At 48.0% G+C, this 12,472-nt stretch carries 8 protein-coding genes; 6 read left to right on the forward strand and 2 right to left on the reverse strand.

From position 1 onward, the window contains the following. Both ACJJIO_RS19175 and ACJJIO_RS19180 read right to left on the reverse strand, forming a co-directional pair. A complete protein-coding gene (locus tag ACJJIO_RS19175; RefSeq protein WP_444909483.1) occupies positions 1-1,209 on the reverse strand; it encodes an acetate kinase in 1,209 nt (402 codons plus the stop codon). Between the two features lie 259 nt (positions 1,210-1,468). Next, positions 1,469-3,067 carry an isocitrate lyase gene (locus ACJJIO_RS19180; RefSeq protein WP_444909484.1) on the reverse strand — a complete coding sequence of 533 codons (1,599 nt, stop codon included), beginning with the start codon at positions 3,065-3,067 and terminating at the stop codon, positions 1,469-1,471. Between the two features lie 114 nt (positions 3,068-3,181). Between ACJJIO_RS19180 and ACJJIO_RS19185 the strand changes: the two genes are divergently transcribed. The 6 genes from ACJJIO_RS19185 to ACJJIO_RS19210 all read left to right on the forward strand — a co-directional run bounded on the left by ACJJIO_RS19185 (position 3,182) and on the right by ACJJIO_RS19210 (position 12,424). Next, on the forward strand, positions 3,182-4,117 hold the full coding sequence (locus ACJJIO_RS19185; protein WP_252081803.1) for a LysR family transcriptional regulator: 936 nt from the start codon (positions 3,182-3,184) through the stop codon (positions 4,115-4,117). Between the two features lie 189 nt (positions 4,118-4,306). Beyond that, the gene (locus ACJJIO_RS19190; RefSeq protein WP_444909485.1) at positions 4,307-6,481 is read left to right on the forward strand and encodes a malate synthase G; all 2,175 of its coding nucleotides are present in this window, start codon (positions 4,307-4,309) and stop codon (positions 6,479-6,481) included. 901 nt (positions 6,482-7,382) lie between these two features. Further along, complete coding sequence (locus ACJJIO_RS19195; RefSeq protein ID WP_444900627.1) at positions 7,383-9,566, forward strand: FUSC family protein; 2,184 nt, start codon at positions 7,383-7,385, stop codon at positions 9,564-9,566. 17 nt (positions 9,567-9,583) lie between these two features. After that, on the forward strand, positions 9,584-9,796 hold the full coding sequence (locus tag ACJJIO_RS19200; protein WP_353505426.1) for a DUF1656 domain-containing protein: 213 nt from the start codon (positions 9,584-9,586) through the stop codon (positions 9,794-9,796). 2 nt (positions 9,797-9,798) lie between these two features. Then, positions 9,799-10,920, forward strand: coding sequence for an HlyD family secretion protein (locus tag ACJJIO_RS19205; protein WP_444886338.1), 1,122 nt, complete (start codon positions 9,799-9,801; stop codon positions 10,918-10,920). Continuing rightward, positions 10,898-12,424 carry an efflux transporter outer membrane subunit gene (locus ACJJIO_RS19210; protein WP_444909486.1) on the forward strand — a complete coding sequence of 509 codons (1,527 nt, stop codon included), beginning with the start codon at positions 10,898-10,900 and terminating at the stop codon, positions 12,422-12,424. Before ACJJIO_RS19205 ends, ACJJIO_RS19210 begins: the two co-directional genes overlap by 23 nt. Positions 12,425-12,472 lie beyond the last annotated feature (48 nt).

Genomic DNA, 12,472 nt, shown 5'->3' on the forward strand with positions numbered 1-12,472 from the left:
TTATAGCGCCCTGTTCGCTAAGCGGATGGTATCTCGAGCAATAACCCAATCTTCACGGGTGGGTATCACAAGGATATCCGGTGTTCCGTCTCTGGATATTTGCCCTTCAGAACCGAAGCGAATGTCTTCATTGCGCTTATTGTCCAGCTGGTAGCCGAGCTGGCTGAGCCAACCTATCGTTTCTCGCCGCACCCAAGATGAGTTTTCGCCAATACCCCCGGTGAATATCAGCGAATCAACGCGCTTTAGTGGCACTGTGTAGGCTGCGATATATTTGGCCAGTCGATAACAAAATAGCTTCAATGCCAAGCTAGCACCGGCATGGCCTTTGCCCATAGCTTCTTCCAGTTCACGACAGTCATTGCTTAGCTCGGATATTCCCAGCAGGCCGCTGTTGCGATTCAGTAACTGTTCGAGTTCCGCTAGGGAATAGTCCAGTGCCTCCCCCAAATGAAGTAATAAACCAGGGTCTAGGTCCCCACAGCGACTGCCCATTACCAGCCCTTCAAGAGGAGTCAGCCCCATACTGGTATCCACGCTCTTTCCGTTTTTAATGGCGCACAGGGAAGCGCCATTGCCGAGGTGAGCGGAGATCACATTGATGTTGTCTGTGGGTGTTTTCAATATTTCGGCGCTGCGCTCACCGATATAGCGATGACTGCTGCCATGCATACCGTAGCGGCGCAGTTGGTGATCCCGATACAAACTGTAGGGCAGTGCATAGAGGTAGGCGTAATCCGGCAAACTCTGGTGGAAGGCGGTATCGAAGACCGCCACCTGCGGCAACTCTGGGAAGGCGAGCAGTGAGGCCTGTATACCTTGCAGGGCTGCAGGGTTGTGTAGTGGCGCCAGTTCACAGCAGGCTCTGATAGCTGATACCACGCTGTCATTGATCAGCGTGGAGTCTGCGAACTGTTCGCCACCATGGACCACCCGATGCCCGATAGCCCGAAGCTGCTCGCGCAACGCTGACCAGGGGCCGTCGAATCGCTTTACCAACGCTCCGATAACACCTTCGTAGTCATCCCCAGGGGAGAGCTTCTGTGTTCCTTCTTTTTCATCGCGCTGCCAAGAGAGTGCTGCTGAGGATGATCCCAGGGCATCGGCTTGGCCTTTTAAGCGTTCCTCACCAGTTTCTGGGTTAATGATGGTGAACTTTAAAGAAGAGCTGCCGCAGTTGATGGTCAGTACAAGTCTTGGGCCAGACATAGGCGGTGCGCACCTTAGCGTGTATACCCTAAGGCTAGCTAATATGGCGCAAAAGTCTTTGAGAAAAGGCAATAAGATTGGGAGCAAAAAAAGGGCCGCGATTGCGGCCCAAGTTCAAAATGCAGAGATAAAAGCGCAGTTTGCATAACTGTTCTTCTTCGGCGGAATCATTGTCCTGGTCAATTTGAACAGGAGAGAATCCCTGAAGAAAAAGGCGGCTTGCGCCGCCTTGAATCTACCTGAAAGGTATAAGAGCGATTTAACCGAACTGGTTCATGGTGTTGTCTTTACCAGCAGCCTTCAGTGCCGCTTCACCAGCAAAGTACTCTTTGTGGTCGTCGCCGATGTCGGAACCAGCCATGTTCTGGTGCTTAACGCAGGCGATACCTTGACGGATCTCTTTACGCTGAACGCCTTTCACGTAGCCCAGCATGCCTTGCTCACCGAAGTACTCTTTGGCCAGGTTGTCGGTAGACAGGGCCGCAGTGTGGTAAGTCGGCAGGGTGATCAGGTGGTGGAAGATACCGGCTTCGCGAGCTGCATCGGCCTGGAAGGTACGGATCTTCTCGTCAGCAGTTGCGGACAGCTCAGTATCGTCGTACTCGGCGCTCATCAGGTTGGCGCGGTCGTAAGCGGATACGTCTTTGCCTTCTTCAGACCATGCATCGAATACCTGCTGGCGGAAGTTCAGGGTCCAGTTGAAGGATGGGCTGTTGTTGTAAACCAGCTTCGCATCGGGAACCACTTTACGGATTTCGTCCATCATGCCGCCGATCTGGCGAACGTGGGGCTTCTCGGTTTCGATCCAAATCAGATCGGCGCCGTTCTGCAGAGAGGTGATGCTGTCCAGGATGCAGCGGGCTTCACCGGTGCCTTTGCGGAACTGGAACAGGTTGGAAGCCAGGCGCTTAGGACGCAGCAGCTTACCTTCGCGGTTGATTACAACGTCACCATTGGCCAAATCAGAAGCTGCGATTTCTTCACAGTCCAGGAAAGCGTTGTACTGGTCGCCCAGATCACCCGGCTCTTTGGTCACGGCGATCTGCTTGGTCAGGCCGGCACCCAGGGAGTCGGTACGGGCAACGATAACACCGTTGTCTACGCCCAGCTCCAGGAATGCGTAGCGAACTGCGCGGATCTTGGCCAGGAAGTCTTCGTGAGGAACGGTGACTTTACCGTCCTGGTGACCACACTGCTTCTCGTCGGAAACCTGGTTCTCGATCTGGATACAGCAAGCACCCGCCTCGATCATCTGCTTAGCCATTAGGTAAGTGGCTTCTGCGTTACCGAAACCGGCGTCGATGTCGGCAATGATCGGCACAACGTGAGTCTTGTGGTTGTCGATCTTGTCTTGAACTGCTTTCTCGGCTTCTTTGTTGCCGGCTTCGCGGGCGGCGTCCAGCTCGCGGAACAGGTCGTTCAGCTCGCGGGCATCGGCCTGGCGCAGGAAGGTATACAGTTCGTTGATCAGGTGCGCAACAGAGGTTTTTTCGTGCATGGACTGGTCGGGCAGAGGACCGAATTCACTGCGCAGAGCGGCGACCATCCAGCCGGACAGGTACAGGTAGCGACGGTCGGTATTGCCTTCGAAGTGCTTCTTAATAGAAATCATCTTCTGTTGGCCGATGAAACCGTGCCAGCAGCCCAGGGATTGGGTGTACTTGGAGCTGTCTTTGTCGTAGTTCTCCATGTCAGCGCGCATGATATTGGCAGTGTATTTGGCAATATCCAGGCCGTTCTTGAATTTGTTCTGGGCGCGCATACGGGCAACAGATTCGGGATTGATAGCATCCCAAGTGCCGCTTTTGCTGTCACGGAGCTTAGCTACCGCTTCGATGTCTTGAGTGTAAGTGGACATGACAGTGTTTCCTTAAAACGGTGACTGCGATTAGGTGTTGAGTATCTTAGGAGGAGTGGCATAATTTGCCTAATTTATTGATTTTATTTTCACTATCGATCTGGCAAATGTTGTATGCAACTGGAAAGAGCTGACCTGAACCTGCTGGTATACCTGGATGTGCTGCTGCGCGAGCGCAATGTGACACGAGCGGCCAACTACCTAGGGCTGTCCCAACCCGCAATGAGCAATGGCCTGAAACGCCTGCGCGAACTCTTTGACGACCCTCTGCTGGTACGCACTCGAGAGGGCATGATGCCCACGGAGCGTGCCCTAGAACTACAGCCTATGGTTCGTGAAGCGCTATCCAGCATCGACCGTGTGATTCAGCCCAATCGGGATTTTGATCCCGCCAACACCCGGCGTACCTTTCGCATTATGGCCAGTGACTATGCCGAATCCACGTTGATCCCGCCCCTGCTTAAGCAGCTGAGGGATGGTGCTCCAGGAATCAGCCTGGATATCATGACGCCCAGCGATGTGAGCTTTGTCGATGTGGAGCAGGGTAAGGTGGATATGGTAATTAACCGTTTCGATAGTATGCCCCAGAGCTTCCACCAAGCTACCGTATGGCGCGACAGTTTCTCTTGCATGATGCGAGCGGATAACCCAATTCTCGAAGACTACAATCTGCAGAGTTACTTAAAGGCTCAGCATATATGGGTGAGCAAGACCGGCATGGGTGTGGGGGTAGGAGTAAACCCAGAGGATGTGCAACGCTTGGGCTGGGTAGATGAGGCTATTGGCAAATTGGGGGAAAAGCGGGATATCTCGGTTTTCACACGCCACTACCAAGTGGCTATGCTGTTGGCCGAGCAGAGTGACCTGATTGTCACTGTGCCCACCCGTCTGGCACAGCTTGCCAGCGACAATCCCAGAGTCGTGCGCAGGGATCCGCCGTTGGATATCCCTCCTCTTGAGCTAAAAATGGCTTGGAGCCCACTTTTACAGCAGAGCGCACCGCACCGCTGGTTACGGCGCCTGATCCTGGATATTGGTCGGGCTCTATGAGTGACCCCTTAGTAAGGAATCATGCGCCCTGCGGGTGAATATACAGTTCTCTTGGCAGTGAATCATGCGTCACCCATTTTCATAAAAATTTGATCTATGAATAGTGGAAATTGTGTCTATAAATTAGCGGTATGCTGAAATGGCTGTTTAGAATGCCGTAATTCCAACAATCAGTGAGAGGCCCAGGGTATGACGGAACGAGTCCAAATCGGTGATCTACAAATCGCACCAGAGCTTTACAACCTGGTCTGCGAGGAGGTGATTCCAGGAACCGGGGTCGATGCCGATAAGTTCTGGGCTGGACTCGATGCGATTGTCCGCGACCTGGCGCCAGTCAATCGCTCCCTGCTGGAAAAACGCGACGAATTACAGGAAACCCTGGATCGCTGGTACACCGAAAATCCGCAGGGCTTCCTCGATCTGGAAGGCTACCAGACCTTTCTGAAAGAAATTGGCTACTTGGTGGATGAGCCCGCTGAGTTCAGTGCTTCCACTGAGAATGTGGATGAGGAGATCGCCACTCTCGCCGGTCCTCAGCTAGTGGTCCCGGTGATGAACGCCCGCTATGCACTGAATGCCGCAAATGCCCGCTGGGGCAGCCTTTACGATGCCCTCTACGGCACTGATGTGATCAGCGAAGAAGGTGGAGCGGAAAAGGGCAGTGAGTACAATCCGGTGCGCGGAGCCAAAGTGATTGAATATGCGCGCAGCTTCCTAGATCAGTCTGCTCCATTAACCTGCGGCAGTCATAAAGAAGCCGTGCAATATCGTATTAACGGCTCTCTGCTGGAAGTTGTCCAAGCCAATGGCGATATTGCCACCTTGAAAGACGGCACTCAGTTTGCCGGTTACCGCGGTGACAGCGAAGAACCCTCGAGTATTTTGCTCAAGCAGCACGGCCTGCACTTTGAAATTCAGGTGGATCGTGAAAGCCCTATCGGTAAAACCGATGACGCGGGTATTAAAGACGTCCTTATGGAATCTGCATTGACCACCATTATGGACTGTGAGGACTCCGTAGCGGCAGTCGATGCGGAAGACAAGGTTGTGGTTTACCGCAACTGGCTCGGCCTGATGAGAGGTGACCTCAAGGAAACCATCAATAAAGGCGGCAAGACTTTTGAGCGCAAATTAAATGTCGACCGTGAATATATTACACCGAATGGTAATCAGCTAACCCTGCCGGGTCGCAGTTTGATGTTTGTGCGCAATGTTGGCCACCTGATGACCAACGATGCTGTTTTATATGGTGACGGCCAGGAAATTCCGGAAGGTATTCTCGACGGAATGATTACCAGCCTGATCGCTCTACATGATCTACGCGGCAATAACGAGATCAAGAACTCTCGTGAAGGAAGCATCTACATCGTAAAGCCGAAGATGCATGGCCCGGAAGAGGTGGCTTTTGCCAACACGTTGTTTAATCGTATTGAGGATGCCCTCGGCCTACCGCGCCACACGGTGAAAATGGGTATTATGGATGAGGAGCGGCGTACCACGGTAAACCTCAAAGCCTGCATTGCCGAAGCCAAAGAGCGCGTGGTCTTTATCAACACCGGCTTCCTGGATCGCACAGGAGATGAAATTCATACCTCTATGCTTGCCGGCCCCATGATTCGCAAGGGAGATATGAAGCAGTCCACTTGGATCAACGCCTACGAAGAGTGGAATGTGGATGTGGGTCTCAATAGCGGTCTCAAGGGTAGGGCGCAGATTGGTAAAGGTATGTGGCCGATTCCAGATCAGATGTCAGCGATGATGCACGCCAAGCTCGCACATCCAATGGCTGGTGCGAATACTGCTTGGGTACCATCGCCCACGGCGGCAACTTTACATGCACTGCACTACCACAAGGTCGATGTGAACCGTCGACAGGAAGAGATTCAGCACCGCCATCACGCCAAGCTGGAAGATATTCTCACCGTACCGGTGGCCAAAGACACTAATTGGAATACTAAAGAGATTCAATTGGAGTTGGATAACAATGCTCAGGGCATTCTCGGCTATGTGGTGCGCTGGGTTGAGCAGGGGGTAGGTTGCTCCAAGGTGCCGGATATTAATGATGTCGGTCTGATGGAAGATCGCGCCACCTTGCGAATTTCTTCACAGCATATTGCCAACTGGCTCAAGCATAACATTGTTAGCGAGAAGCAAGTGCGCGAAACCATGGAGCGTATGGCTGCAGTTGTGGACCGCCAAAATGCCGGTGATGCCAATTACAACAATATGGCTCCAAATTTCGATAGAAGTGTTGCCTTCCAGGCCGCTTGTGAGCTCGTATTTGAAGGTTGTGTACAACCAAACGGCTACACTGAGCCGGTTCTACATCGTCGCAGGCGTGAGTTTAAGGCTTTGAATGGTTGATTTCTGAGCTGGATTGTTTCTTAAAGGCCCCTCAAGGGGCCTTTTTTATTGGGTCTGTGGAGTATCATTTAGCATGCCCAACAGTAGATAGTAATTAATATTCCGATAGAATTCCGCGCCTGAAGCTGATAAGTGATATGGCTTTGCTGTTGAACAGTAAAGGATGGGGAGTGTTGTCATAGTGACCTCCTCCTATTTAGTCACTCTGGCTGTACAAAGTGCCGCCTTACTAGCCACCGCAAATACTCGAATTGATAGATTGTTGGCGCCACTGAGGCAGTCGTCCAAGCTGTTTGTATCATTTAATTTCGGCCGCTTACAGAGGGAGTAAAGTATGGCCCATCTCCCCATTCTTTGACTTAGCAGGTATTCAATTTTCAAAGTGTATGGTTATGACACGATGGCGCGCAATCAAGTGAAGTAAATGTTAAGTAGGCAAATGCTGGGCTGATTGCTTTAGGGTACCTCTCTAACCAATCCTGATTTTATTAAGCGCTTAAAGAAAGGTATACCGCTCAATAAATTTGATAATACAATTTTCCTTAGGGGATAAAAAGCCTATACAAATTATCTCTTTGCCTATGCCCAAACTACAGGCTATAAAAAGAGACTGACGGAAAATCATAGACTGTGAGACGAGCTTTTAAATACTAACTTCATTTTTTCGTTTATAACTTATGTCGTATGTTGGGATATAAGTTTTCAGTGATCCTCGCTGACGTTCATACTTTATTGGCACTTTAAAATACGCTTTGTGCGTGCTGTATCTATAAGTGTATCCCTGATTTAGTTGCTTTCTTATATGCCATACTTCCTCCTGCCAACCTAAAAATTACATGCCTTGTAATCATTAGGATGTCAAAAGCTTGTCGCTTTATCGTGAAAATACTCGGAGATAACATTGTACCTGTCTCGCAATGCGAAAGAGTCAATAAAAATTGCGCTGGCTTTGGTAATTGTTTATGCCATTGCAATGGGTATCAATTGGGAAAAACCTTTTTGGGGTGCATTTGCCGTTATTGTGTGTAGTCAGGCAAACTTGGGGCAGTCGTTAAATCGTGCCATTTTGTGGATGCTGGGCACTCTGTTTGCACTTCTAGGCGGCTGGATAATCGTCGCATCATTCCCTCAAGATCGATGGCTTTTTATGATTGCGCTATCGGTATGGGTTGCGGGCTGCGTTTATATCCTGCAAAGGTCAAAGCGTCAGTATTTTTGGATGACCTGTGGCTACGTTATTTTGATGTTATGGGATGCGACCGGTGGTGATTTATCCCTTTCTTATGAGGAAGGGATATTCCGTATTCAAGAATCTTTACTGGGTATTATTGTATATGGGCTTGTAGCTGTTTTGATCTGGCCAAATTGTAGCCGCGAAGAACTGCATGAAGCAGCGGTTTCCCTGCTAGATATGCATCGTGCTTTTGCAAATAGATGTTTTTTAAGAATTCAAGATCGAAAGAAAGTTAAAGTCCTTAGAGATAAGCGAGTTGAACTGTTAAGGGCAGATACACGCTTGCGTACAGCTATTAATGATGCCAGTTCTGATAGTTATGAAATCTGGGAGTGCCGTAGGCAGTGGAAGGCATTTGGTCATCGTACAACAGCGGTAACACAGTCACTACTTAAATTAGAAGAGAGTTTGGCCCTATCCAGTGATTTGGGAATTATGAAGTTTCTTTTGAATATGAATGACTATTTGGAAGTTATGAGAGGGCGATTTAAGAGAGTTAGATTTGCCATTGCTGAAGATGAGGTGGCTGGAGATGCTCGGGAGAGGGTGGTTAGGGGGGACGTTGAAAAAGTAAAAAAGGAGCTGTCAACTCCAGAGACTGCCGCAATAGCTGTAACCAGGCGTTCTTTGAATGATTTGGAGGTGGAAACCCGGGCACTAATTAATGCTGTAAATGATCTAAAAAGCCTGGAATTTTCCAGTTCGAGTACTTCAAGTGAACGTGAAGAATACTGGTTTGGATTGTTAATGCCTGATCCTGATAGGCTGGCTAATGTGGTTCGCGTACTAGTGGGGATCTGGATATCTTATTTAGCGTATTTATTTGTTCCAGATATGATAGGCGGGCTGCTTGTTGTACTTTTAATTACAATTATAGCAATCATAGCATCTGTAAGTCCACAAATTAACTTGTTTAAATCTTGCATATATACAATTCTCGTATGCTTGATGTCCGCACCTCTTTACTTTTTAGTTATGCCAAAATTGCAAGGCTTTTATTCGTTGGGTTTAATGGTGTTTTTCTGGACTTTTACTATTTCCTATTTTGCGAATCGAATGTTTGGTGCGCAGTCAATGATAAGAACTTTAGCTCTCCTCTTTCCGCAAATTATTTTTAATTTCAATAATTATCAGACTTATAGTTTTGTCGTTTATACAAATTATATATTTGTGTTGGCTATTATTTTTTGCATACTGGCGGTGTCTAGAAATATCCCGATTTCTTCTCATCCTGAAAGAAATTTTAAAAAAAATGTGAATCGACTACTTGATAGTGCTGCGCGTTTGGTGGTTGAAGGCGATTTGCCGGCCTTAACAAGACGCTCAATATTTCATCGCCTTTATGTTTTATATCATTTAAATATCGTTGTGATTTCGCATGAGAAGATCCTTTACTGGAAAGAAGGTATTGATGTCAATAATGTTAAAGGTATGTCGGGGGATCAAATGCGAAGGGTAATTGATTTACTAATGCTGATTGCTAATCAGGTTAAGATTTTGTATGGAATTGATCACTCAAAAATGAAACTTGTTGCAACCAAAAGTATGCTGCGCGAGGTGTTTATCTGGAGATCTCTCGCAGGAAAAATATTGTTTTACTTGTCAGGGGAACAGCGAAATATAAACATCAAGTCTTTACGAAGAGGTTATAGACGTATATTTGATAGAGTAAATGTGGATGTTGGAGGGCTGATGGAGCTCTGGGAAAATGATGAGGAGACTGCAAAGGGGGTTTCCAACTTTTTGTACTTTTTGGGTGTTACCCACTGTATTAGCAATTACCTCGATGAATTTTATAAATTATCAGAGTCCGTAGATTGGAAATATTTTTGTGAAGAAAGATGTTTATGATTCAAATGGGTTAATGTATGGAAAAGATACCTCATGATGTATCAGTAGGAGGTTTTTTTATTTCTCCAGTTCTAGTTGCGGGGGTACTTGGGGTGCTCGCGGCATTACTTACCGCAAGACTCCTGGATCGTTACCGCCTTTCTAGATACTTTGCAAACCCGCCAGTAGTAATTATATCGTTGAGCATTATCTACTCAGTCTTTATTGGGTCAGTATTTGTGGGTATTTAAGGGTGGAGAAGTTTAGAAAGTACATACTTACGGCGAGTATGGTATTCCTGGCAATGTTTGCATTGGTTCTTCAGTTTTGGAAGTATCTCAACAACCCCTGGACTAGAGATGGGAAAGTGCAGGCGGATATTATCCAGGTTACTCCTAGAGTTTCAGGTCAAGTGGTTTCGTTGCCTATTAGAGATAACCAATTTGTCAATGCGGGTGAACTTCTATTTCAAATAGATCCAAGAACCTATGAAGCCGCTTTGGCGGAAGCCAAGGCTCAATACGAGGAGGCAGTCGATATTTATAATGCTCAGAGGGAGAATATTCTGGCTTATGAAGCTAGGATAAGGGAGTCCTCCGCGGCTATAGATTTAGCGCAAAGCAACATCAATGCACTAGATGCAGAGATCACCAAGGCTAGAGCGGAGTATAGGCGTCAGCAAGAACTACTTCCTCAGCGCGCCACTTCAGTGAGATCTCTTCAGGCAGCACAAGCTGAGTTTGAGTCGTCAGTGGAGTATCGGGCTGGTGCAGAGGCAACACTCGTTAAATCCTTAGCTGCTTTAGAGCAATCTCAGGCTGAATTAGCACAGGTCCGTGCGCAACTCGGTGCACTTGGGGCAGATAATCCTGGTGTGCGCGCAGCTCTGGCTTTAGTGCGTCAGGCTGAACTTAATCTGGAATATACAACGGTGACGGCGCCTGTATCCGGATATGTTACAAATCTGGATTTTCGCTTCGGTGATCAAGCTGTAGCAAATCAGCCCGCACTATCAATAGTGGATATTAGTACTTATCGAGTAGAAGGTTATTTTCGTGAAACCTTTATACGCAGAATTGCTCCAGGGGATAAGGCAATAGTGACATTAATGGCATACCCACATAGGCCACTCAAAGGGTATGTTGAAAGTATTGGCTGGGGTATTGCACAAACTGATGGAACTGCGGGTAACGACCTTTTACCAAGAGTTGATCCAACTTTTGAGTGGATTCGTCTCGCTCAGAGAATTCCGGTGAGAGTTCATTTGACGGAAAGGCCTGAGTCTGTCGAGCTTCGTGTTGGTTTTACCAGTTCAGTGCTCATATTGAGCAATACTGCGAGCGCCGACCAAGATGATACGGCGCAAAATCCTTAACCTGTTTAGGTTTGAATATCTACGCAAGTCCTTAGCTCTTGGTGCTTTTTCTGTATTTGTTGGTAACGGTTGCATGCTGGGCCCAGATTATATACCGCCCCCTGTTACAGTTGAAGACACCTGGATTTATCAAAACAGTAAGCGCGTAGATATCCTTGAAACAGTGAATCCTTACTGGTGGCAGTCTGCCTTCGCCGATCCTGTTCTGGATGATTTGGTAGAGCAGGCAATAGAAAATAACCTGGAATTGCGATCAGCCGCATTAAGAGCACTGCAAGCGCAGCAGCTCCTCGCTATTGCAATAGGGAATCAATATCCCCAAATACAGCAAATTGAGGGGCTCGTAGATCGCTCCAAATATGTTCGCTCCGGTATAACCGGAAACTATCAGAGTGAGTACTACCTTAATTTCAATTTAACCTGGGAGTTGGATATGTGGGGGCAGTTGAGGCGATTGGTTAATTCCGCCGCAGCTGACTTTGAGGCCAGTATGGCTGAATATGATGGACTGCTTGTCTCAATCATTGCACAGGTAGCGCAAACATATATCAATATTCGCACTGTAAAACGCCGTATTCAGGTGGCACAGGAAAATATTCGTATTCAGACTGAGGGACTGAGAATCGCTGAAGTAAAATTCCATGCAGGAGAGGTCAGTGCGTTGGATGCCGAACAGGCCCAAACCTTATTAAGTAACACTCAGGCAGCTGTCCCTGCATTGGAAGCAATGCTTCAGCAGTTCAAAAATACCCTTTCGATATTACTGGGTATGCCCCCTCATAGCCTTAATGACCTCCTTTCTGTACCTCCAACGGTGCCCCATGTACCCTCGATTATAACGATAGGCATGCCGCAGGATCTTTTGCGTCAGCGCCCTGATATTCGCCAGGCTGAGCGGCTTCTCGCAGCACAGGGGGAGCTGATTGGTGTTGCTCGAGCGGAGCTATACCCAAACTTTTCAATAGGTGGGCTAATAGGAGCAATTGATATCAGAGGGGGGCAGTTAAATGGCAGAAGTGATGCTTGGGATTTATTCGTTGAGTTTGATTGGAATGTGTTTAATTATGGCCGGTTGCGCAACAATGTGCGCTTGCAGGATGCGACCTTCCAGCAGCTGGTATCAGACTACCAGCAAGTGGTCTTACAGGCGCAGGTTGATGTTGAGAATGCAATAGTTGCATATCTCAAATCCCAGGAACAACAGTACTTTTATAATATCGCAGCTATGGCTTCTGAAGAGGCCGTCAATCTCTCCATGACGCAATATGTCGACGGAGCGATACAGTTCAACACTGTTATCACCACGATGGTTTCAAATTTTACCCAGCAGGATCTCTTGGTGATTGCCCAAGGTGCAGTAGCAGCGAATCTAGTTCAGGTTTATCTTTCTCTTGGGGGCGGCTGGCAGATTCAAGATGGGCTGACACCATTGGAGTTATTACCCGAAGAGACAATAGAGGATATGCTTCGCAGGACTCACTATTGGGATAAGATCTTGGAATAAGGTCTCTTTGCACTTGCCTGGCCCGCACCAATCCATTAACCAGTATCT

Source organism: Microbulbifer mixtoriginis (SeqCode) (genome assembly GCF_052467235.1).

Excerpts from the sequence above, each read along its gene's own strand:
- ACJJIO_RS19175 (WP_444909483.1), bottom strand. The coding sequence starts at position 1,209 with ATGTCTGGCCCAAGACTTGTACTGACCATCAACTGCGGCAGCTCTTCT.
- ACJJIO_RS19180 (WP_444909484.1), bottom strand. The coding sequence starts at position 3,067 with ATGTCCACTTACACTCAAGACATCGAAGCGGTAGCTAAGCTCCGTGAC.
- ACJJIO_RS19210 (WP_444909486.1), top strand. The coding sequence starts at position 10,898 with ATGATACGGCGCAAAATCCTTAACCTGTTTAGGTTTGAATATCTACGC.
- ACJJIO_RS19190 (WP_444909485.1), top strand. The coding sequence starts at position 4,307 with ATGACGGAACGAGTCCAAATCGGTGATCTACAAATCGCACCAGAGCTT.
- ACJJIO_RS19200 (WP_353505426.1), top strand. The coding sequence starts at position 9,584 with ATGGAAAAGATACCTCATGATGTATCAGTAGGAGGTTTTTTTATTTCT.
- ACJJIO_RS19185 (WP_252081803.1), top strand. The coding sequence starts at position 3,182 with ATGCAACTGGAAAGAGCTGACCTGAACCTGCTGGTATACCTGGATGTG.